Source organism: Microbulbifer variabilis, from assembly GCF_052468405.1.
This window is the reverse complement of record NZ_CP174343.1, coordinates 1,338,940-1,362,420: the sequence shown is the minus strand read 5'-3', so window position 1 is coordinate 1,362,420 and position 23,481 is coordinate 1,338,940. Positions and strand designations below refer to the sequence as shown.

General features: G+C 46.1%; 20 protein-coding genes and 1 riboswitch. Of the genes, 16 read left to right on the top strand and 4 right to left on the bottom strand.

The genetic code is table 11. The features are described 5' to 3' along the window. Window positions 1–25 precede the first annotated feature (25 nt). The 4 genes from ACJJJB_RS06430 to ACJJJB_RS06415 are packed head-to-tail and all read left to right on the top strand — an operon-like array spanning window position 26 to window position 5,204. The gene (locus tag ACJJJB_RS06430; RefSeq protein ID WP_445365928.1) at window positions 26–1,192 is read left to right on the top strand and encodes an acyl-CoA dehydrogenase family protein; all 1,167 of its coding nucleotides are present in this window, start codon (window positions 26–28) and stop codon (window positions 1,190–1,192) included. A 9-nt stretch (window positions 1,193–1,201) separates the two neighbouring features. Then, complete coding sequence (locus ACJJJB_RS06425) at window positions 1,202–2,005, top strand: enoyl-CoA hydratase/isomerase family protein (RefSeq protein ID WP_282933179.1); 804 nt, start codon at window positions 1,202–1,204, stop codon at window positions 2,003–2,005. After that, a complete protein-coding gene (locus ACJJJB_RS06420) occupies window positions 2,005–4,029 on the top strand; it encodes an acetyl/propionyl/methylcrotonyl-CoA carboxylase subunit alpha (RefSeq protein ID WP_445365927.1) in 2,025 nt (674 codons plus the stop codon). The genes ACJJJB_RS06425 and ACJJJB_RS06420 overlap by 1 nt, the downstream gene beginning before the upstream one ends. A gap of 11 nt (window positions 4,030–4,040) precedes the next feature. Then, window positions 4,041–5,204 carry an acyl-CoA dehydrogenase family protein gene (locus tag ACJJJB_RS06415; RefSeq protein ID WP_445365926.1) on the top strand — a complete coding sequence of 388 codons (1,164 nt, stop codon included), beginning with the start codon at window positions 4,041–4,043 and terminating at the stop codon, window positions 5,202–5,204. Between the two features lie 84 nt (window positions 5,205–5,288). Here ACJJJB_RS06415 and ACJJJB_RS06410 read toward each other — a convergent pair whose 3' ends face one another. Both ACJJJB_RS06410 and ACJJJB_RS06405 read right to left on the bottom strand, forming a co-directional pair. Then, entirely contained in the window at window positions 5,289–7,058 is a 1,770-nt protein-coding gene (locus ACJJJB_RS06410; RefSeq protein WP_445365925.1) for a DUF885 domain-containing protein, read from the bottom strand. A 586-nt stretch (window positions 7,059–7,644) separates the two neighbouring features. After that, window positions 7,645–8,547, bottom strand: a complete 903-nt coding sequence (locus ACJJJB_RS06405) for a helix-turn-helix transcriptional regulator (protein ID WP_444901746.1) — start codon at window positions 8,545–8,547, stop codon at window positions 7,645–7,647. Between the two features lie 853 nt (window positions 8,548–9,400). On the opposite strand from ACJJJB_RS06405, the gene ACJJJB_RS06400 reads away from it, so the two are divergent. Beyond that, a complete protein-coding gene (locus tag ACJJJB_RS06400) occupies window positions 9,401–9,733 on the top strand; it encodes a hypothetical protein (protein WP_020415097.1) in 333 nt (110 codons plus the stop codon). A 184-nt stretch (window positions 9,734–9,917) separates the two neighbouring features. On the opposite strand, the gene ACJJJB_RS06395 is transcribed toward ACJJJB_RS06400, so the two are convergent. Together ACJJJB_RS06395 and ACJJJB_RS06390 are read right to left on the bottom strand one after the other, a co-directional pair. Continuing rightward, window positions 9,918–11,522: a bifunctional AfsR/SARP family transcriptional regulator/alpha/beta hydrolase gene (locus ACJJJB_RS06395; protein WP_445365924.1), complete on the bottom strand. Its 1,605-nt coding sequence runs from the start codon at window positions 11,520–11,522 to the stop codon at window positions 9,918–9,920. An 851-nt stretch (window positions 11,523–12,373) separates the two neighbouring features. Beyond that, window positions 12,374–12,967, bottom strand: coding sequence for a TetR/AcrR family transcriptional regulator (locus tag ACJJJB_RS06390; RefSeq protein ID WP_445365923.1), 594 nt, complete (start codon window positions 12,965–12,967; stop codon window positions 12,374–12,376). Window positions 12,968–13,053: 86 nt separating this feature from the next. On the opposite strand from ACJJJB_RS06390, the gene ACJJJB_RS06385 reads away from it, so the two are divergent. The 11 genes from ACJJJB_RS06385 (at window position 13,054) to ACJJJB_RS06335 (ending at window position 23,454) form a co-directional block, all read left to right on the top strand. After that, window positions 13,054–13,767, top strand: coding sequence for an HD domain-containing protein (locus ACJJJB_RS06385; RefSeq protein ID WP_445365922.1), 714 nt, complete (start codon window positions 13,054–13,056; stop codon window positions 13,765–13,767). 59 nt (window positions 13,768–13,826) lie between these two features. After that, window positions 13,827–14,831, top strand: coding sequence for an MBL fold metallo-hydrolase (locus tag ACJJJB_RS06380; RefSeq protein ID WP_445365921.1), 1,005 nt, complete (start codon window positions 13,827–13,829; stop codon window positions 14,829–14,831). A 191-nt stretch (window positions 14,832–15,022) separates the two neighbouring features. Beyond that, a riboswitch (TPP riboswitch) is annotated at window positions 15,023–15,138 on the top strand. 57 nt (window positions 15,139–15,195) lie between these two features. Continuing rightward, window positions 15,196–17,367: a TonB-dependent receptor gene (locus ACJJJB_RS06375; RefSeq protein ID WP_445365920.1), complete on the top strand. Its 2,172-nt coding sequence runs from the start codon at window positions 15,196–15,198 to the stop codon at window positions 17,365–17,367. Between the two features lie 61 nt (window positions 17,368–17,428). Further along, a complete protein-coding gene (locus ACJJJB_RS06370; protein ID WP_282950830.1) occupies window positions 17,429–17,692 on the top strand; it encodes a hypothetical protein in 264 nt (87 codons plus the stop codon). Then, window positions 17,685–18,350 (top strand): nicotinamide riboside transporter PnuC, encoded by a 666-nt coding sequence (pnuC, locus tag ACJJJB_RS06365; RefSeq protein ID WP_020415090.1) that lies wholly within the window; start codon window positions 17,685–17,687, stop codon window positions 18,348–18,350. Before ACJJJB_RS06370 ends, pnuC begins: the two co-directional genes overlap by 8 nt. Window positions 18,351–18,378: 28 nt before the next feature. Continuing rightward, the gene (locus ACJJJB_RS06360) at window positions 18,379–19,257 is read left to right on the top strand and encodes a choline kinase family protein (RefSeq protein ID WP_353375214.1); all 879 of its coding nucleotides are present in this window, start codon (window positions 18,379–18,381) and stop codon (window positions 19,255–19,257) included. Between the two features lie 102 nt (window positions 19,258–19,359). After that, a complete protein-coding gene (locus ACJJJB_RS06355; protein ID WP_282950833.1) occupies window positions 19,360–19,815 on the top strand; it encodes a nuclear transport factor 2 family protein in 456 nt (151 codons plus the stop codon). 186 nt (window positions 19,816–20,001) lie between these two features. Further along, window positions 20,002–20,445 (top strand): YtoQ family protein, encoded by a 444-nt coding sequence (locus ACJJJB_RS06350; RefSeq protein WP_020415087.1) that lies wholly within the window; start codon window positions 20,002–20,004, stop codon window positions 20,443–20,445. A gap of 397 nt (window positions 20,446–20,842) precedes the next feature. Then, window positions 20,843–21,505: a class I SAM-dependent methyltransferase gene (locus ACJJJB_RS06345; protein WP_282950834.1), complete on the top strand. Its 663-nt coding sequence runs from the start codon at window positions 20,843–20,845 to the stop codon at window positions 21,503–21,505. A gap of 33 nt (window positions 21,506–21,538) precedes the next feature. Further along, window positions 21,539–22,255: a hypothetical protein gene (locus ACJJJB_RS06340; protein WP_444945188.1), complete on the top strand. Its 717-nt coding sequence runs from the start codon at window positions 21,539–21,541 to the stop codon at window positions 22,253–22,255. Window positions 22,256–22,530: 275 nt separating this feature from the next. Further along, window positions 22,531–23,454 (top strand): haloalkane dehalogenase, encoded by a 924-nt coding sequence (locus ACJJJB_RS06335; RefSeq protein WP_444945189.1) that lies wholly within the window; start codon window positions 22,531–22,533, stop codon window positions 23,452–23,454. The last annotated feature ends 27 nt before the right edge of the window (window positions 23,455–23,481 follow it).

Sequence of the window (23,481 nt, the reverse complement as noted above, 5' to 3'; positions counted from 1 at the left end):
ACACTTCAAGGCAGGGAAAACAATAATGATATTTAGCGATCAACACCGGGAACTGCAGCGCACCGTACAAAACTTTGTACAGCAGGAAATTAACCCCAATGTGGCCGAATGGGAAAAGGCCGGCCGCTTTCCTATCCGCGAAATTTTCCAACAACTGGCTGGTCTGGGTCTGCTAGGCATCAGCAAGTCCACAGACTTCGGTGGCCTGGGTCTCGACTTCAGTTATGAAACCGTTTTCCTGGAGGAGCTGGGCGGTGCCCACTGTGGCGGCGTGCCCCTGTCGATTTCCGTGCAGACTTCCATGTGTACCCCTGCCCTGGCCAACTTCGGCAGCCAGGATCTCAAAGAGCAGTTCCTGATTCCCGCCGTGAACGGAGAGATGATCGGCGCAATCGCCGTATCCGAACCCGGCGCCGGTTCCGATGTTGCCTCAATTAAAACCACTGCCAAAAGCGATGGCGACGACTATGTGATCAACGGCAGCAAGATGTGGATCACCAACGCCCCCTGCGCAGACTTTTTCTGCACTCTGGTCAATACCAGTGAAGGCAAAGCCCACAGCAACAAATCCCTGGTCATTATTCCGGCGAAAACGCCAGGGGTACGCATCGGCGAAAAGCTCGACAAATTAGGCATGCGCTCATCGGAAACCGCCCCTATCTTTTTTGACAATGTGCGAGTGCCCAAACATTTCCGCATCGGCGATGAGGGTGCTGGCTTCCTGCTGCAGATGCTGCAATTCCAGGAAGAGCGCCTCGCCGGCGCCGCACTTAATTTAAAGGGCCTGGAAAACTGCGTGAGCAGCACCATCGACTATGTGCGCGAACGCCATGCCTTTAAAGCACCATTGATCGACAATCAAACTATCCACTTTGCCCTCGCAGAAATGCAGACCGAAGTGGAATGCCTGCGCTCTCTAACCTGGCGCGCGGTGGAAGCCTATGTAGCCGGTGAAGATGTCACTACCCTCGCCTCTATGGCCAAGCTCAAGGCTGGTCGCCTGTCCCGCTCTATTCCCGATCAGTGCCTGCAGTTCTGGGGTGGCATGGGCTATATCGAGGAGACTGTAATCAACCGCGCTTACCGGGATAGCCGTCTCACCGCTATCGGCGGCGGTGCAGATGAAGTAATGCTCGGCATTATCTGTAAGCTGATGGGCATACTGCCTAGCAAACGCAAACCCACCGCGTGAGGTCAGGCCATGGAGACAATTATTGATGAAACCATCGGCATCGCCCGTCATCTCACGCTAAATCGCCCGCAACAGCGCAACGCCATCAGTTTGCAAATGGTAGATGAGCTTCTGCAAAAACTCGCAGAAGCGGAAGAAGATCCGCAGGTGCGAGCGTTGGTACTGCGGGGTGCAGAACACAACTTCTGCGCCGGTGGCGATATTGCCGATATGCTCAATGCTCAGCAGGGCGCGAGCGATGGAAATAGTGATGTATTTTTTCACCTAAACCGTCGTTTCGGTGAACTGATGGAACGATTTAATCGCACCCCTTTAATAGTCATTGCCGTACTGGAAGGTGCCGTAATGGGTGGTGGTTTCGGGCTCGCTTGCAGTGCCGATATTGCCATCGCCGATCGCAGTTGCCGCTTTGCCCTTCCGGAAACCCGCCTGGGTTTACCGCCTGCACAAATTGCTCCCTTTGTCGTGGCACGGGTCGGCCTCTCCCAGGCCCGGCGCCTGGCCCTCAGCGGAGCAAAAGTCAATGCACAGCAGGCCTTGGAAATTGGGTTAATCCACCAGTTGCTCGATAATTCCGAAGCCCTCGAAGGCGCGCTGCAGGAACACTTGGGCGCGATCAATGCCTGCGCTCCCGGCGCCCTGGCAACGACCAAGCAGATCTTGCTGGATGCTGCACGGGTAAGCGATGAGACTGCCCTCGGCCAACTGCTCGACGGCGCTGCGCAGCAGTTTTCCCGTGCAATTCAAGGCCATGAAGGGCGCGAAGGCGCCCGCGCATTTCTGGAAAAACGATCACCGGAGTGGCAGCACTGATGTCGACAACAGAGACCCTGTTAATCGCCAATCGAGGCGAGATCGCACTGCGAATTATGCGAACTGCCCGGGCGGAAGGCTATCGCACAGTCGCCGTCTACAGCGATGCGGACTGCGATGCACTTCACGCACAGACTGCCGATATCGCCGTAGCCATTGGCGGGCAGACTTCGGCGGAGTCCTATCTGGATATCCAGAAAATTCTCGACGCGGCTAAAAAATCCCGAGCCACCGCCGTCCACCCCGGCTACGGCTTTCTCGCTGAGAATGCGGAATTTGCCAGCGCTTGCGAAGAGAATGAACTGCGTTTTGTTGGCCCGAGTGCCGAAGTCATAGAACTAATGGGCAACAAACGCAAAGCCAAGGAGTTTGTTGCCGCTGCCGGCGTACCCTGTATTCCCGGCTTCCAGGGTGCCCAGGACGACGATACCCTGATCGCCGAGGCGCGGCGCATTGGCTTCCCGTTAATGATCAAAGCCGCCGCAGGCGGTGGTGGGCGCGGCATGCGCCTGGCTCACGGAGACAGCGAACTGGCCTCCCAGTTGCGCGCCGCCCGCAGTGAATCCATGAGTGCATTCGGCAGCGACGAATTAATTCTGGAAAAGGCACTGGTCAACGCTCGCCATATCGAAATCCAGGTATTTGCGGATCGTCATGGCAACTGTATTCATCTGGGAGAGCGGGATTGCTCCGTACAACGACGCCATCAAAAAGTGGTCGAAGAGTGCCCTTCCCCAGCGGTCGACACCCAGCTGCGGGAAAGAATGGGGCAAGCCGCAGTCGCCGCCGCGCGAGCCTGCGGTTATCTAGGCGCGGGCACCGTAGAGTTTCTACTCTGTCCCAGCGGCGAATTCTATTTCCTGGAAATGAACACCCGGTTGCAAGTAGAGCACCCGGTAACAGAAATGGTAACCGGTTTTGACCTGGTAGCCTGGCAACTGGCAGTGGCCCGCGGCGAAGCCCTGTGCGTTTCCCAGCAGAGAGTCACCCAGCATGGCCACGCCATTGAAGTCCGCCTGTATGCCGAAGACCCGGAACAACAATTCCTGCCCCAGGCCGGAAAAGTACTCCACTGGGTAGCGCCAAAGGGACAAGGAATCCGTATCGACCACGCTTTGAAAAATGGTTGTGAAATTACGCCATTTTACGACCCCATGCTCGGCAAATTAATTGCCTGGGGGCAGGATCGAGAAGAAGCTCGGCGCAAGCTAACCCAAGCCCTGACCCGGCTGGAATTTATCGGCCCCAAAAACAATATCCATTTCCTGCAGAAGATCCTGGCCGAATCACAGTTTATCGCTGGCGATGCCGATACCAGTTTTCTCGACCAAAACAGCACGCTGACATCCGCAGAACCAGTTCCAGCAGTAATTGCAGCCCAAGCCACATTACTGAATCACTTGTACCAAGCTAACCCTCAGGATCGGCGTAGCGGTCGCAGTGACTGGCGCAGTGGCGACAACAGCGTGCCGATCAACTACCGACTGGAAATTTCAGGGCAAACCCTGAACTGTGAGCTGCTGGTGTTAGTAGATCATTCTTACCAAATCTCAGTAGGCGACCAGCAGTTCCTGATTCAGTCGGTCCATTTTGAGAAATCACAAAAAGAAAGTGGAATTTATAGTGCTGAACTCCTGCTGGGTGGCGTTAGTCAAAAGAGACTGTTCCTAGCCAACCAAAGCAATCTGTATGTCCTGTTAGACGGCAGGCAGTTTCATTTTGTCGATATCACCCACGCCCCGGCCAAATCGAGACTTAACGAAGGCAGTGGCCGCATCACGGCTCCTATGGATGGTTGCCTGGTGCAGGTATTGGTTGAGCCCAATCAAAGCGTTCAGCGGGGAGACACTATCGCCTTAATGGAAGCCATGAAAATGGAGCACGCCCTGCGCGCAGACCGTGACGGTACCGTAATTAAACTGGGCGCCTGTGAAGGAGACCAGGTACGCGGTGGCCAGCTGTTAGTTCAGATCGAAGCCGCTCCCACGGAAACCGCCAAAATCCCCAGCGACGCTACTTCCTAAAGGAGATCAGCATGTACGATATTGATGCCTCCCGTATGGCAAGCCCCTTTTATGACGAAGGCCATCAGGAATGGCGCACCCAGTTGCGCCGCTTTGTCGACCGTGAGATTACTCCCTACATTACTGAATGGGACGAAGACGGCCAGCTACCCGCCGAGCTTTGGAAAAAAGCCGCAGAAGTTGGCCTTCTGCAGATGAGTTATCCGGAAAACTACGGCGGCATCGAAACCGATGTCTTCCATATGATTGTTGCCGCAGAGGAGTTAGCCCGCCCCGGCGCCGGTGGACTCTACGCCAGCCTGATGGTCCACGGCATTGCCCTGCCCCCATTACTGCACTATGGCAGTGAGGCCCTAAAAGATCAGGTTATTCCTTCGGTATTACGTGGTGATAAGCATATTTCCCTGGCAATTACCGAACCAGGCGCAGGCTCCGATGTAGCCAATCTCCAGTGCCGCGCAGAGCGTGATGGGGATGACTATATCGTTACCGGCGAAAAGACCTACATCACCGGCGGCATGCGCGCTAACTGGTTTACTGCTGCCGTGCGCACTGGTGAAGAAGGCTTCGGCGGTATCTCCCTGCTCTTAATCCCTGCGGATACCAAAGGGGTTAGCCGGCAGCTGCTCGATAAAAAGCAGGGCTGGTGGTGCTCTGATACGGCCAGTATCTTTTTTGATCAGGTGCGCGTGCCCGCGAGCAATCTAATTGGCGGTGAGAACCAAGGTTTCTTACCCATAGTGCACAACTTCAATCGCGAACGCCTGGGCATTGCCGCCTCTTGTGTAGAATTCAGCCGGGTCTGTTTGCAGGATGCCATTGAGTGGGCTCAGGAGCGTCAAACTTTCGGAAAGCGCCTCGCCAATCACCAGGTGATTCGACACAAGTTTGCCCAGATGCTTCAACGCATCAATGCCACCCAAGCCTATCTGGACCTCTGTGCCTGGGCGGAGCAACAGCATCAGCTCAAGGTAGCCGATATCGCTCTACTCAAAGTCCAAGCCACAGAAACCCTTGAATTCTGCGCCCGGGAAGCGATGCAGGTGTTAGGTGGCGCAGGCTATATGCGTGGCAGTCGGATTGAGCGTATCTATCGTGAAGTGCGCGTGAATGCGATTGGTGGCGGATCTGAAGAAATAATGCGGGATCTGGCTTCCAGGCAGATGGGAATTTAGAGTAGCAGGATAAAAGCCTCTTGCTAAGCCTATTTATAACTCAGTCCCGCATGGGTGTGGGACTGAATTAGTAAAGATCCTAAATTAACCTTTCTTCTTTTCTTCGATAAAGTCCCTTACCTGCTCACTCAGTACGGCCATAGGGACATTGCCATTTCTCAGAATAATCTCATGGAAGTCCTTAATATCGAAGTCCTCACCCAGTTCATTCTGCATCAGTTCTCGCAAGGCGAAAATCTCGAGGGCACCGGAATCATAAGAGGTAAGCTGGGCGGGCATTACTGCCATTCGGTCCATCAGAGTCCTCGGGCCTTTCGCAAATGAAGCGCCAGAATCCTGCAAAAACTCCGCAACTTTTTCATCACTCCAACCGAGTACATGCATTGCGGTATCCGCTACCATACCTCGCGCAGGCCAAGCACGCCTAAGGATTTTGGTGGACCCGTACTGATACATCCCAGCTTCTTCCGCTAGATGTTCAGAGTACCTGCCCCAACCTTCAGCAAAAGCAGAGTTAGACAAGGCATCTTCTATTTTATGAAACTTTTCCTGCTCCTGTACAAGAGCAATTTGCATATGATGGCCCGGGTATCCTTCATGGATAGTTACCTTCTCGGCAGAAGCGTATGACTCATTCTGGTAGGTTGTCGGGTCATATCCAAATCTTGCCTTTCGCTCCTTAGTGCCCGGAATATAGTGTGCACTGCGACCAGAACCCTGCTCATGTTCAGGGATGGCCTTCACTTCCATTTCGATCAAAGGCATTTCATGGAAAAAGTCTACGGTTAAATCTCTAGACTTATCTACCAAGCGCTCAAAAAACTGATGCATTTCATCAGCGCTGTTAAATTTCTGAGTTTTATCTTCACTGGCCCTTGCCACTGCCTCAGAATAGGAATCTACTTGATAGAACTCCTTGCCTAAGCGAACCACTTCGCTCTTGTTTGCGTTGACAGCACTTAAACCCAACTCAAAAACTTCTTCTGGTGTTCTCTGCAATGTCGTATAAGAACGATACTGAGCCATATAGCATTCACGGCCATTAGGAATTGCATGGATGCCAAGCTCGGCTCTGGCTTCAGGTAAATAGGTGGATTCTAGAAAATTCTTATAATTCACCATTGAGGGGATAACGTGATCTGAAAGCACCTGTTTAAATGCTGCCTCAAATTCCGGGTCCTTAGCTTTCTTCGCTAAACCCAGGAAAGGATGCTCATCAATGGGTACTTGGGTCAAACCATCAACTTGCTGAATGACTCGCTTCACCACGCTCTGGGGTGCGGAGTAACCTTGCTCAAGCCCTCGACTCAGATTAGCTATTTCTTGCTGATAATAACGAGCCACATCAAGCCAACGCTCAATCGCGTCTGCCCTGTCTTGGGCAGTTTCAACCGGCTGAACCTCTGTCAAAAAGCCAAGTATGATATGGGGGCCAAACATATGATCAACAGACCAGAGTTCAGTCTTACAGACCCTTAAGCCAACATTCGACTCCAATCGCTCTTTCAGCTTGAAGTAGAATACCTTCTCTTGATCACTTTTTAGTCCATTTAGATCTATTTCAGCCAAAGCCTTGAGTATTTTATCCTCAGCCGCAGCCATAGAAGCAGAATTTATGGGGGAATTACTTAAGAAGAGATTATGTCTGTCCAGATCCATATCTGAGAAATATGCATACGGCTGGAAGTTATCTAAATAAACATCAGTATATTGATCTGCAAGTTTATGGAGTAATACCGAGTCACTAACTGCTTTCTGATCAGCCGTATCGATTTTATTTTCGGTTAGGGTGCATCCCATCAAAGCTGAAGAAAATGCCAACGCCCCTAAACTTGCCCTGCTTATATTAATCATTCTGAAGAGACCAAATTGTAAATCAATAATTAAATAAAGTTGCTTTCAGATTAAAAACACTTAACACTTAATTTCTAGTAAGCATTCAAGCAGATTTTTTTCAATATAGCTGATACCCAGTATCGGTGAATGGAAAGGATTCAAAGATAGATGCCAGAGGTATAACATCTGGCAAGACCACTACGCTTAAGCGAGTCACTTTAAGTAACTATCGCAAAAAAATAGCAAGTAAAAACAGAATCGTCCCACTCCACTCAGGCTTCCCTGTGATAGATGAGACTTAACCTCGAGCCAATACTCGACTACCGGCACTATTGGCACCAAGATCGAATGGCGCCTACGAATACTTAATACTCGCACTTGAGCCCTACAGGAGGTATTCCTTTCCATCAAGCTCATGATCTGTTTACTTGACATATATTCAATGGGGCGCATAGACAAGCTCAATAAGTGCTAACATTCTAATGATCAGCAAAAAGGACCTTACTTCAACTCAAGTAATCAACAGGAAGCAAGTACCTAATTCGGCATTAAAGAAGCTGCAATCAATTAAAGATCTCACCATAATGCTCATTCGTTATGAGATTTAACCGCACTGCTGTCTCGCCCCTAGTGGTGAAACACCATATTTTAACTTATACAGTTGTGTAAAATAGGACTGACTGGAAAAGCCACTGTCAAGGGCAATATCAATAAGTCGTTTACGGGTGGTCCTTAATTGAGCATCCGCATAGCGGAGTCGCCGTTCATTAATCCAAGACTTAGGTGATGACTCTCTAAATACTTGCCCGAACATATTCTTAAATGAAGTTAAACTCATACCAATGTGCTTTGCAAAGGTAGCAACAGACCAGTTTTTTGTGAAGTTTTCCTCCATAAATCGTCTAAAGTTTTCTTGTAAAGGGTTTATATGATTCAGAAGTTCCGCAGCAAGTATTGGCCCGTGATCACTATTTAATTTAAGCAACAGTAGCTCTTCCAGTTTAAGAGTATTTAAACCGTCGTCACCTAACAGGCTAAACAGTCTGAAGGAGTCTAGTGTTAACCGAGTCAATTCACAGCCAGGAAGAACAATAGGCGCCTTATCTTCAGGAAGTGTTGAGCTGTCTATATTTATCCCGTTCCTTTTGTGGAGTAGTGTATTATCGTATCTTTGGTAGAATCTAGTAATCATTGCAGCTCTAATGCCTACGCATATTACAATAATACTGTGTCCCCTTAAATCGCTACTCAAACGAAAGTCACTATTGGAGCTCGCCAGCCACGTCTGCCCCACTGTTAGCTCAAAGCTTGATTGATTACCTTTAACTAATGCAGTACCAGCCGCCACCATAATCAAGTTCAAAGGTGACGAAAAATTGAGTCCAATAGATTCCCCATATGGAACTGACAGCATCTTTAGCTCAAACAGGCTTCCACAGTGCCGGCATTCAACTACTACCTCTCTATTAACAAATCTATTCTGCTCCTTACCGATTGGAATATCCATGTCCCTCTCTACACACTATTAAATCACTAGAATCTCTATCAATAATTCGTCACCAGTCGCGCGGTTACAATATTCTGCAAAGCGACCCCAATGCATCTTCAGGAATCAGCTCCCTGTTTTGGCACAAATCTCATACTTATATTCCAAATATATGAGAGAATATGGCTGTGAACCGCATAGATATTGACTTTGACAACGTGGTTAACGAGCTCCAGTGAACCTCTATATCGTTTGAACCACCGTTTGAACCACCGTTGAATTTGATAGTGATCTAGCCAGTTTCATTCAAAGTGGCAACCTCACCTCAAGAGTGCTTTATAAAGTCTGGATTTCCGCAATGTAAATTTACCCGGAATTATCGCTATAAGTATATAATTTCAAGTGTCATAAGTTTTACCAACCACCCTTTTCCTATAGTCAATAATATCGACCTTAGATAACAAATTTTGAAGTATATGCCTCATAAATGACCATCGAAGTAAAATAGCTCCACCGCTCATATAACAGCTCTAGACTCGCCCCTAACCAATCAAAGGTTTATATAGCTCTTATAGCTCTGGCCCGCTTATTAGAAATAATGCAAGCTGACTGAAAATTCACAAGTATTCACTATCCTTTCATAGACTAATTATCACAATAATAGGGCTATGACTACCTTAGGCTGGAACAGCTCCAGTCATCAAAAGCGATTTGTTAATTAATGTAAACCCCTATCCAAACTTCAATTAGTGCTTTAAGGGCTAGATATCTTCCATCGAAACGCTATAATTGCGTTACTTAGGGAGTCCTTTTACTCCCAGCTTGTGCAGTTTTTCTTGATGCAGCATACGCTTTATCATTCTCAAGGGGCATGATGTCTACCAACGATTACACTCAGAAGTTAAACCAATTAGCTGAAATGATTTGGGAATCAGAAGCTGGATTAACCTTTAAAGAACAGGAACAAACTCCCCCTCCACCTCCCCCCAAGGAAGATCCTGATGAAGTACTTTGGGGCAAATGGGGAGGTCAATATATCATTGTTACTCGCTGCAAATCAGGAAACCGAGTTGCAAACATAAAGTTACCAGAAAAATTCTCTGATGAGGCTTCTGCGCGCTCAGCTGCCTTAGATCTTATTCGCAAGTATCCACAAGCAGGAATCCGATATCTTAGCGCTCAAGAGCTGGCCGTTTATCTTTTGTAAAAAATTTACTTAATAGCAAAAACTCTGCTCCAATCACTTACAGTGAGGCAAAGCTTTGCTTGTCATAGTACATTTGGAAAAGAGTTGACAAATTAAAAATGATTTACTCAATATGCCGCTATTAAGTATGGCCTGCCTGTATAATTTGAAGGTTCTTAAAGATACTGTCTTGCTTTAGCTTATATCAATAAGAGTTGCCAATAAACTTCCGCACTTCTTCTACAAATATTTTTGAAGCAGGCTCACGCCCAAGTAATAAATGGCCATCACTATCCAAACCAATAAATCTACAATTCGGAATACTTGATGCGATATCAAAACCCACCTTTACCGGGATACGTTGATCCCCTATCGAATGAATGACCAATGTAGGAACACTTACTTTTTTAAGCTGATTACGAACGTCAATATCCCCAAATACAGAGAGGAACCGCGCGGCATTTTCAGGAGAGGTGGTTAAGCGTTGAAATTCGTTAAACCAGGCTAGCTCACTTGCATTTGCACTCGGCATAAATGTCGAAGAAAAAATTTGTCTATATGCAGGATTATCTTGCCCCCAGCCAGTCTCAGTGAGGGTTATTATAGCTTCTCGCTCTTTAATTACGGCATCAGTAGCCCCTGTCCGCCAACCTGCTGCATAACCGCCAAAAAGAATAAGACTTTTTACTCTTTCAGGGTGCCGCACTGCATATTCAATAGATACAGCTGCTCCCTGTGATATGCCGAGCAAAGTAAATTTATCGACACCACATGCATCTACGACAGTCTCTAAGTCGGTCACAAAAGACTCAAAAGAGATATTGTTAACATCCCAATCTGAGAGTCCATTACCACGCTCATCGTAGCGAATGAATTGATGATCCGAGGAAAGCTCTCGGAACAAAGGGCTCCAAATTGGCGAATCCCAGTCATACTCAAGGTGACTTAACCAATTAGCCGCCTTAACAATGGGAGAACCATCCCCAACAGCTGCATAGGCAATACGAACGCCATCCGAAGCACTGCAGAACCCAACTTTTTGCTGTGTAAGAAGCTTACGCTCAAGATACTGATTATCAATATTGGTATCTTTAGCCTCTCCCAATGATAAAACCTGGGGGGACCATGCAATCCCAGCCTTTCTAAATCTCTCCAAAAATTTTGGCCGAACATTAGCCACTTCTTTGGTAAAACCTAGTGCCTCCAGTTTAACTAACAACTGAGCCGCAGCGCGGGTATTATAGGGCTCCAAAGCTTCCCAGCTGCGCACCCACTTGAGCTGATCCGGAAGTGATGCATCAGGATGAGATGACAAACGGGAGAGCACCTTACCCCGCAATCGCCCTATTTCCTCTCGCTCCGCGAGTAACCATTGCTGGAATAATTCTTGATCCGGTAAATCAATTCCGTCCAGAAATGGCTCTTTAAGAGCAGTATCTATAGATAGAAGCTCTTCTACCGAAAGATCAGGATCGCCTAGCTTTAGCGCTATCGACTTTATATCAATGTGGACATCTTCCCCCTCTAGTCGGACCCTCTCTCGATCTGCTATCAGGCGCTCCCCACAAGAATCATTGACAATTGGGCGAATCTTGCTCAAAGACCACCTTAGAGATGCCCTTGGGTCATCTGGCAACTCCCAGAATATCTCACATAAACGATCGCGGCGATGAGGCCGAGCTGCCAGTACTAAAAATGCCAAGAGTGCACGAGTTCTTTTTGAGGGGGGAAGGCTTATCGGTACCCCATCGCGATAAACTGCCAGCTCTCCAAGCATTCGGATTGTTATACCCATAATCGAAATACTCACTCTTGTTTGCTGTGATACCTTGATAAATTAGGAAGAGTTTCGAGAGCGAACCGAGATAATTCGTTTACAACTTCGAATACATCAAGTGGTAACCCCGCCAAACATAGCAATTCGGCAAACAAGCCTGGGAAACCACCCTGCCATTTTCTCAAGCCATTTGGCCATCTGTAAACAACAGCCACTTACATGACTCACAGATTAATTGCGTGCCGATAATCACTCGCCGTCAGTCATTGAACATAGAATGGGAAAGTGGTGCAGGAAAGAAATCATCTTCTTACAGCTCGCGCTATTACTAAGTGATGAAATTTTAGCCTAATTCTTGCTTTTAATAATCAAGAGGTAAATTACCGACCAAAGCTAAAAATCACACGTCCATGACCTACATGGCAAATTCAAAGCTTACAATTTTTCACTGCCAAAAATAAAAATATCCTAAACTTTTCCTTTAACCTCCTTCTTTTGAAGCCAAATACTCACGAACAGCAATTCATCAACCCTCATGATACAGGTATTAACCTATGAGGCTTATCAAATATTACATGTGGATGCTTTTTGGGTATTTATTCTTTCATGTGAGAAGTTTCACATACTTACAGCCTGCCATCTTGTATTCCTTATTCTCGAATATATACAATTTAGGTTTCTCGCAAGGCGAAATATCGAACTACTGAAGTAGCTGATAGCTCCATGGTAGTGATTAAAAATTTATGCTATAGCAAACAACAATCTTATCTTTGCCTTAGATAGAAAGCCCAATAAAAATCGAACATATTCCTTACATATGCCGTGCTTAAAGCACAATCCAGATAAGGAGCATTTATACATGTTGATTGTGATTCCCATTAGGATCAACACAGCATCTTGACTGTAGCGTAGTAAAAATCGACCAGAGTTTCTCGGGCCTCGCCACCTCTTGCTCGTATAGCCAAACTTTGCAAGGCAGCATGTAGCAATTTAGCTGTCGGTTGAACGTCTCGATCTATAGGCCAGTCCCCATCCTCCTGTGCGCGCAGGAGTCGTCTTTCCAGTTGGCTATCAATTCTTGCAATCAAAATTTTCAAGTCATCTTGAACATCTGGATGAGCCAATGATTCCACTGGTGCAGTGCAAGTAGCAAAACAACCCAGCGATTCGTCTTTTAGCAGATAAGCTTCCAGCGCCTGCCCATAGAATCGCAGCATAGCATCCTGCAAAGGAGCACCATCATTCAATATTGCATCAAGGTCTTTACCTAGCTGATTCGCAAACTGCGCAAAAGCTTTACGGTAAATGGATACTTTGTCACCAAAAGCGGCGTAAATACTTGGCCTGTTCATCTTCATCGACTCAGCCAGATCATCTAAAGAAGTAGCTGTGAGGCCCTTGCGCCAAAATACCTGGAGAGCGCCCTCCAGGGCCTCAGTGGCATCATATTTAGGTGGACGGCCTCTTCTCTTTTTCATTTTTGTACTACTCCGAACATAATTGTTGACACCGCAGAAAGCCTATCATATTTTATTGTTCGAAACGGTACAAAATAAATGATATTATGGAACTTACAACGAATAAAATACCGCCACCTTTGCCTTGTCTGGCCTGCCGCTTTGTTACATCCAGTGCAAGTGCAACTTACACACGCACTATTCGCTACCTTAAGAGGGAGCACATTCAGTATGTTGCTAAAGAGGTCTATCAAATTCCTGACTCGATGAGCTGTAAAAAAGCGTTGGATATGGTGGCTCAATGCAGCCCCGACTTCCTCCTCAACCACAGCCTTAGAAGCTATACATTCGGCTTAGCAATGAGTCACAAAGTAAAGACAGTGATAGATCAAGAAGTCTACTTTCTTGGTGCCATCATGCATGATATAGGACTAACCCCAGCCTATGATGTCGGTGGTACTTTTGAGCTAGACGGAGCTCAAGCAGCAAGATCCTTTTGTATTGGTCATAACATCTCTACCGAGAAGGCTGATTTAGTACATGAGATGATCGCTCATCACAACTCTGTTGGAATTGCGCACAAAAAAGACCCGGAGATTGCCCTACTACATTTTGCCGCAGGGCTGGACATTGCCGGGTTATGGTTGAGTGATATTCATCCCAAAACCTTGTCTGAAGTAATTAATGAGTATCCCAGACTGGATTTTAAGCAGGGTATGCAAAGCATGCTCAACGATCAAGTCGGGAGAAAACCACATAGTTATATGAGGCCATTTGTAGAACTTGGCTTTCTAAAAAAAATAGAAGAAACCCCTTTTTAATTACTCTTTCAGATCTCCTATTTATCAATATTACAAAGTAACTTGTCAGGAGAGTCACTATGCCTCACCGAAGAAATTACTCAAAGCCAGCCAGAAGATGCTTTAGACAAAGGGAAAAAGTCAGACAGAAAGGTTTAATAAATATAACACTCTTAATATTTAGTGCCCTCATAGTCAGCGCCTGTGAATCCGAGATTCGAAAAGCCATGATGAAACAGGCGATTCCGGTCGACTATTTTGAACCTTTTACAGAATTACCTTCAAAATTTGTTCAACATAGTGATCGAGTTTATAGTTTTCGTCTGGGAATGAACCGGGCAATGATTCTGAAAACAAATAACGGATTAGTCGTTTTCGATTGCTTTAATGAAAATTTCAGTAAATCGCTTTCTGATGAGCTAAAAAAACACTTTCCCGAACATCCCGTGCGCTGGTTAGTCTACTCCCACAATCATTTGGATCACATCCGTGGCGGAGCACATCTAAGCCCAAAAATTGTCGTCGGACATAATAATATTAACCATCTAATCCAAGAATGGGAGCACCCATTAAATAAAATCCTACCTGTAACTAGCCCAATAGATGGTGATAAATCTTTAAAATTTGGAGATCAAACTGTCCACTTCCTATATATGCCTGAATCCCACTCAACAACATTGTATGGATTTTATATTGAAAGTGAAGACATCGTATTTGCTCCAGATATGATGTTCGTGAACGCATTTCCCCCTTTTGGTCTGCCCGACTGGTATTACCCCGGTTACATACGGGCCCTCGATCGCCTGATTGAATTAAATGCAAAAATTTATATTCCCAGCCACTTTAACGAAGGAGATAGAAGAGATTTAATTCACTATAGAAATATGATGGTAGATTTTCGTAAAACCGTAGAACGTGAGATGTCTAAAATTAATTATGAACCTGATCAAGGGAAAAAATTACGAGCCATTTTTGATATAGTTTACCCTGAGCTACAAAGTAAATACGGTGACTGGCATGGCTTTGACGCCATGTTTATTCCGCACTTTGCAGGACAAGTGGGAGGCACCTACTTAGGTTACTAGATACAGAATGTATATAGTACCTTTACTTGCAGATCTCTCCTTCTTAAGTTTCTTCACGTCATGGACGTTGAGAAAAGGATTATATACTTTGATTAGCATACGGAAGGGGTGACACATTAGATATAGATTTTGACATCTTGAATATTACACTTAGACCCCTTTCCTCCCTCAACTTCTGCTATCATCGCGCCCGCGAACCTAAGGGGTGGCCTTGGCCTGAGATGCCCAGAAGACTTTTGATTCTTCCGGGCAAACCCTTGAACCTGATCCGGTTAATACCGGCGTAGGGATAGGTAACCTCACCAAACGCCTCCTCACGTCGCGCTCCGGGTCTCTTTCACTTGTGTTGATTCGAGAGAGAACCATGAAGAATCTGTTCAAAGCCCACCCCATTGCCTGGTCTGTTAGCATTGTAGCCAGCTTGTCTGCGGGGCTGGCAGTTGCTGAATCGAGGGAAGCAGGGATTGAAGAGGTCGTAGTCACTGCCCAATTACGCAATACCAACCTGTTGGACTTGGCTACCAGCGCGACAGTGGTTAATGCCGATACAATCAAGGCCCGGGGTGCGAGCAATCTGGATCAGATCCTGAATATGGCACCAAATGTAAATTTCTCTTCCGGTGCATCACGGGGCCGCTTCATCCAAATTCGCGGTATTGGCGAGCGCAGCCAATTTATAGACCCTGTGAACCCCTCTGTTGGCCTGGTTATCGATGGTATTGACTTCACCGGCCTCGGGCTCGCTGCCAGCACCCTGGATATCGATCAAGTAGAGATTCTTCGCGGGCCCCAAGGCACTGCGTATGGTGCCAACGCCCTGGCGGGTCTGATCAATATGACCAGCGCCGCTCCTACCACTGAACCCATGGCAAAAGTATCTGCCGAGGTAAGTGAATACAATGGACGCAATATTTCTGTAATTTCCAGCGGCCCATTAGCCGATCAACTTGGTTATCGAATCGCTGCCAATAGGCAAAAATCCGATGGCTATACAGAGAATGCATTCCTGGGCAGTGATAATACCAACAATATTGATGAATCAGTGCTAAGAAGTAAGCTGGCCTACACGCCTAGTGACAACCTAAAGTTTGACCTCTCTCTGCTCTATGTGAATGTTGACAACGGCTATGATGCCTTCTCCTTATACAACACCCGTAAAACACTGTCTGACGAACCAGGCTCGGATCGACAGGAAACCTGGGCCGGAGCCCTAGCCGCACAGTGGTCAGGGAGTGAGCTATTCCATTTGGATGCCACGCTGAGCCTCGCAGATTCAGACACAGAATACGGTTACGACGAAGACTGGAGTTATCAAGGCTTTCACCCATGGGAATACAGCCAAAAAGACAATTACCATCGCGACAAAGATAACATCAGCCTAGACTTGCGCTTGCTTTCTACTGATGTATCCAAACTCTTTTCTAGCCGTAGCAGCTGGGTTGTAGGTATATATGAGCGTATAGAACGTGAGGATTTATTACGCACCAAAACCTCTAATGAGGAGTTTGGGGCTGATGTTGAATACTTTTCCAGTGAATTTGACACAAGAAACACAGCGATTTATGGCCAACTTAATACTGAATTGACCGCCAGCTTAAATCTGGTGACAGGGCTCCGCCTGGAGAAGCGAAGTGCTGATTACACAGATTCCCTGTTCACTGCCAGGGATATCAGCGAGGACCTCTGGGGTGGCAATATCACTCTGGAGTATCACTACTCCGAAAATACTATGGCGTATGCGACGGTATCCCGAGGATACAAGGCCGGCGGTATCAATGGTGTAATCATCTCTGAATCAGTGAGAAATGTAGAAATTAGCCCTAATTTCTTCGATTTTGATACTGAGCATATGCTTAACTACGAAATAGGTATTAAAGGCAATTGGTTCGACAACCGCTTGTATGCCCAGTTGGCTGCTTTCTACCAGGATCGCAATGATATCCAGGCAAAACAATCCGTCTTCATATTTAATGAAGATGAAGTTTCCTTTCACGACTACCTGGCCAATGCCGCGGGAGGTAAAACTTCCGGGCTGGAAGTAGAGTTTAACTACTTTGCTACAGATTCTCTGCGCATCTTTGCCTCTGCAGGCTGGCTAAATGCGGAGTTTGAAAACTTTATAACCGGCTCTCATGTCGACGCAAGAGATGACTCCCAGGGAGCACCTGTAAACCTGGATGGTCGAGACGTAGCCCATGCGCCAAGCTATCAATTTTTCACTGGCAGCGAAATTTCTCTCCTGCCCAACTTAGTTCTGCGCTTAGAGCTGGAAGGAAAGGACGAGTTCTACTTCTCCAATAGCCACAATGAAAAATCTAATGCCTATGAATTAGTCAACGCCCGACTGACATACCAGGGTGATAATTGGGATCTGTCCTTATGGGGCAGAAACTTAACTGATGAAGACTATTACACCAGGGGTTTCTATTTTAGCAACCAATATGGTAACAACCCTGCCAATGGCTATGCGCCAGAAGCCTATTATCAATTTGGCGAGCCCCGTATCGCCGGTATAAGCGGTACTTATACTTTCTAATAGTTGTATCATTGGGGGGTGGTCTATACCACCCCAACTTTTGCTTTCAATAGGAGGCGTTGTGAGGCTCTCAGTAGAAATCAGTATGTACCCACTAAAGGATGAGTATATCCCCGGCATCCAAGCATTTATTGATCGACTCAATAAATATCCAGAACTCAAGGTAATTACCAATACTATGAGTACTCAGGTTTTTGGGGACTACGATTTGCTAATAGATGTACTCAAGTTAGAATTGCGCAGAGCCTATGAGCAGTTTGGCCGCGCCATCTTTGTTTGCAAATTTATAGACGGGGATCTTTCACCGGCGGCATCAGATGCTTGATCAAGATTTCACTAGCGATATTTCAGCTTCTATCAACGCGATGTCCACCTGGGAAATTGCTGCAGTTGTATTGGCCCTATCCTACCTACTGCTTGCAATGCGTGAGAAGATCAGCTGTTGGTACGCCGCTTTTGCCAGCACAGCCATTTACCTTTTTTTATTTTGGGACGTCAGCCTGCTGATGGAATCGGCCCTGCAGGTATTTTACCTGGTAATGGCTGTTTTTGGTTGGTGGCAATGGCGTAGTCATCGAGATAAACAACAAGATCTCAAAATTCATCGTTGGCCACTTAAAACCCACCTTCTTGTACTGACAAGCGTCAGCGGGCTCACCTTGTTGCTTGGCTATATTCTGGAGAATACAACCAATGCCGCCCTGCCCTACCTGGACTCTTTTACTACTTTAGGGGCCATAGTTACAACTTATATGGTCACTCGAAAAGTCTTAGAGAACTGGATTTACTGGATTGTGGTTGATGGTGCCTCAATTTACCTTTACCTGGACAGAGGCCTATACCCCACGGCTGCCTTGTTTTCACTTTATGTAATATTAGTAATCATCGGCTTTTTCCAGTGGCATGCCATTTATAGAAAGGAAAGGCAGTCTGAAATATCTGCGAGCGAAGCAGTAACTGATAGAGCAGCCACTCTTATTTAACTGGTCTTGAAACGAGCGCCCCATAGTCATGAGTAACCCCCTAGATGATATGCTGCCCCAGGACTGGCCCCTATGGAGCCAATCCAGACCCACTGTGGTCAGACAGCTCACAGGAGGGCAAACGAACCAAACATTTCTACTCAAGACAAACCAAGAGCTATTAATTCTACGTATCAATTCACAATACAGTGGTGCTCTAGATTTAAACCGACAAACAGAAACCAACGTCCTTGTAAGAGCAAGTAGCGCCGGGCTATGCGCTCCTTTAGTCTACAGTGACCCAGCATATCAATACCAAGTTACCCGCTTTATTGAAGGGCGACCTTGGAATAAAAATGATGCCGATGCTCTGGAACAGGTTGCCAATTTACTTGATGGAATCCACAGCCTCCCCGAAATTGATGCCCATTTGGATATATCCTATAAAGCTGACCAATATTGGAGCTCGATTGATAAACAAGCAGATTTCTACCCGACTCTAGTACAGCTTCACCAAAAAATCCCTTCCCATATTGCTGCCGCGGAACAGCTAGGTGATGGGTTCTCTCTTTGCCATAATGATCTAAGCACTGGAAACCTCATCGCTGGAAAGGCCAGGCGGCTTTATGCCATTGATTGGGAGTACGCGGCTATGGGCGATCGCTTCTATGACCTCGCCGTGATCATAGAGGAACATCAGCTCAGCAGAATTCAGCAACAATCCCTACTCGAGCTGTATCTTAGGCGTAATCCGGCCCGAGAACATTGGCAACGCCTATACCATTGGCGCAGAATGTACAAATATCTAAGCTTACTCTGGTATGCTGTACAGTGGGGCTCTGAGATCCCAAAAAACAATTTTTTTGCTGAAAAAATAGACAGTATCAGCAAGAGCCTGCTCCGATCGGAACCCGCCTTACATATATAGCTTCGCTCACCTTAAGGAATTTAGGCACTTGATGGAGCAAATATTGTAAAATCAACACTCCCGTTACTAAAAATTAACTTCTAAGAACCAGGAATATAACTTATGCAAAAAATTGTTTTTACATTGATGTTGTTTGTTTTGACAATCGGTAACGCACAGGCGCAAGAGAAGCCTGAAGCATTCAAAACTATCGAGAACCTTCTAAATTACCTATCAGATGTAGACCATGAGCGTATGAGAGGCACCGTAACTGAGTCTTTTCTCTTGCTCGAACATGGTGAAGTATGGACGATTGAAGATCTAATTAAGGTGGCAAAGCCGTCAGATACTGTTAGAACCAATTACTTTAGCATTATTGACTTTGATGAGAGGCCAGATCTAGTCACAATCAACTATTGGAATAAGGCCAATTTTGCTGCAAAGAACAAGAGCCAGGATGTTTACTGGCTCGAAAGCGCTATTCTAAAGAAAGTGCAAGGAAAGTGGCTCCTCTCTCAATTGCACTCTACAAGACTGCCGTCTGGAAAAGTACCAGAAAATGTAGTGTTTAAGCCATAAGGCTACCTTAACCACCAATAAGTAAGAGCCAAAAGGGATTTTGGTCTTATACTTCAGCGCTAATGACGCATTGATACATCCTATTTAACTCAATCAGTAGTCCCCTCCTTTCAAGTCAAAATCATATTGTAAAATCATTTCCTAAGCATCAAACTCTATTGTTTACCACTATCAGGTAACTAAACTATGAAACTGAAAGTATATCTCTCTGGAGAAATCCACTCTGACTGGAGAACCCAGATAATCGAAGGCTGCAATAAGCAGGGACTGGAAATCTCTTTCTCCTCTGCGGTGACCAATCACGATGCCAGTGATGCAGCTGGCGATGGCCTTGGCGTGGAAGATAACTCCTTCTGGCGAGATCATAAGTCTGCCAAGGTCAACGCGATACGGATTAAACACCACATAGAAAATTGTGACCTGGCTGTTATCCGCTTTGGTGAAAAATATAAACAATGGAATGCAGCGTTCGATGCTGGATACTGCGCAGCGCTTGGTAAATCCTATATCACTCTACATGATGAATCACTGGTACATGCATTAAAAGAAGTTGATGGTGCTGCTCAAGCCTGGGCGCAAACACCGGACCAGGTTGTGGATATTCTTAAGTATTTAACCACTCAAGCTTAATGGCTTAAGGGCAGCTGGATATAGGGCTGCTCTTCTCAACTCTATTTACAATGGAAGGCCAGGCAGCTTTATTTTTCTAGTTCATACTCATTGTAATTATTTATTCGGTTCTTCACTTGCCTAACCAACTTAAATGGAACCAAAAACTATTTAGGCATTATTCAATTAAAGTCTGTATATACCAAACTCTCTCACAAAAAAGGCACATTCGTTTATACCTGCAAGAGTTTAGCTTTCATGGTGAAGAGCTGCTTTATACCGCTAACCAAAAGCCTGACAGTTAGAACCACCACTCACTACACGGGTATCAACTTCAGCTTTATGCTGAAAAAGTGCTACTATAGTGTTCAAAATTAGACCAATAGTTAACTTCCAGTCAGACTTGCAGGAGATGTACATGGCCGTTACAAAAGAAGTTGAGCAGGGACAAGCCGTTTACTCCAAACCCGTACTCTGGCTGTACGATCTTTGGGTTCTAGGGCTATCCAACCGCTTTATTTGGCAATGTCCCACTCCAGGCATTCTCAAGCACTTCAACCAGCACATAACGTCAAACCACTTGGATGTCGGTGTTGGAACAGGATATTTCCTCGATAAGTGCACCTTCCCCTCCGGTGATGTACGGCTGGGATTGATGGATTTGAACCAAAATAGTCTGGATGTTTCTGCTGCTAGAGTTGCACGGTACAGCCCACTTCAGTTTCGCTGTAATGTGCTGGATAAAATTGACTTAGTCACTGAAAAATTTGATTCCATTTCTCTGAACTATTTATTCCATTGTCTCCCAGGAAAACTGCCAGAAAAACTATCAGCCTTAGACCACGTTAGTGCACTACTTTCTGAATCCGGAGTTGTATTTGGTTCCACGATTTTATCAAAAGGTGTACCCAGGAACACTGCAGCAAAGAAATTAATGGCCATCTACAATAAAAAGGGAATTTTTTCCAATACCGAGGATTGCCAGGAAGACCTCGAAACTTACCTCGAAAGCAAGTTCAAAGAGTATCAAATAGAAGTAAAAGGCTGTGTGGCGCTATTTAGCGCTAAAGGAAAAATCTAATTAAAGTATTCTCTAGCGGCAGAGGAAGCCCTTATGATAAGTCAACTACAAAAGCTACTTATTATTTTGGGCTTCCTATCTACAGTAATAACTCCCAGCTTAAGTTTTGCAGTCCACTTCAGTGCAATAGAAGGTAAGTTTGATTGCCCCAATATTCATAATTCTCATAACTGCGCGCGCTCTATAGAAAGTAAGCTGCTTGAAAATACGGGCCTTATCAAACGTAACAAACTTTTTTCTTTAATAGTAACCCTGAAAAATGGCACAACCAAAACTTATCAGGACTCCCATGAAGAAAATCCCCCAGGAGAAAAGTATACCTATTCGGCTCTCGAGTTCGTGGCTGATAGTTACTTATTGATATATAGACAGTTATGGGAATCCAGTGACTATATTCTTTTAAGTTTAAAGAATGGTGTCGAATACTCCCTGGAAGGCTATCCTCTCACCTCTCCAAATGGGCAATATATCCTGACAGTGGAGCAAGACCTGGATGCTGGCTTCAATGAAAACCTTCTAGAGCTCTATCTTTTAACTGTGAATGGCCTGACACCTGTTTACAGTATAAGGCCTGAGTCCTGGGGGCCATCATCTGTCAGCTGGGAAACAAACAATCAGGTAAAGTTTATAAAGAAACAATTTAACCCTAATTACAGCACTACCAAGAAGAGCCCACTTTTTTTTGAAGACAAAGCCCTACTCAGAATTGAGTCTGATAATCGTGTAATCTTTATCAATATCGACTCTTAACAACCCTCAAAGAATTATGCTTAACCGCTGGCATCTGTCCCAATACGCCCTATTTCCAGTTTGGGCTAAAGGTTACCTGGTCTCGTACCCAATAACTTAGTCAAGTATCTTTACCTTAAAGATCTTGCCAGGCCTCGCGAGCAAATAGACCCTTAATGCCCGGTTGATTAACCGATATATTTCACTACAGTTGTGTATTCTGCTGTAAAGGGTCCAGTCGATAACAACATAAGGCAAAGTCGCTTGCCTACTTTTCACGCAAAAGAGGGTTACCCATGTCTATTGAGCGATTAAGAACACCCGAAGAGCGTTTTTCCCTGCTGCCCGGATTTCCCTATCAACCAAATTATATCGACAGTCTCGAAGGCTTCGATGCCATGCGTATGGCTTACATTGATGCAGGAGAGCCAGCGGCAGAAACAACTTTTCTGTGCCTGCACGGAGAACCCAGCTGGAGCTATCTTTATCGGAAAATGATTCCAGTATTTGTCGAAGCTGGGCATAGGGTTATTGCACCAGACCTCTTCGGGTTTGGGCGGTCTGATAAGCCGATAAACGAAGATACTTACACCTTTAACTTTCACCGCAATAGCTTGATGCGCCTGATTGAATACCTCGATCTGAGGAACATCACTTTGGTTTGCCAGGATTGGGGAGGGCTTCTAGGGCTCACACTCCCTATGGATATGCCAGGCAGGTTTACCCGATTATTGGTAATGAATACTGCTATAGCAGCGGGAGATGGAGCCTCGGAGGGATTCTACCATTGGCGCAACTTCTCAGTCGGAGTGCCAGAAATCCCTGTTGGCGGGTTGATAGCAAGCGATGCCCGATCTGAAGTCAACCTCTTCGATATAGTGGCTTATGATGCCCCCTATCCCGACAACAGGTACAAAGCCGGGGTGCGTCGCTTCCCATCGATTGTACCGGTCGATCCCGGCATGGAGGGTGTAGAACTTGGGCTTAGAGCTCGGAAATTCTGGTCCAAGGACTGGGACGGGGATAGTTTTATGGCGATTGGAATGAGAGACGCTGTGCTCGGTGAAAATGTAATGGAAATGCTAAGGAGTACCATCAAAAACTGCCCGGAACCACTCAAGATTGAAGAGGCCGGCCATTTTGTGCAGGAGTATGGCAAGGAGATTGCTGAAAGGGCCCTCGCCCACTTTAAACTTTCTTCACCAGTAACTACAAACTAAAATGTTTGATTGCAGCTGCCGGGCTTA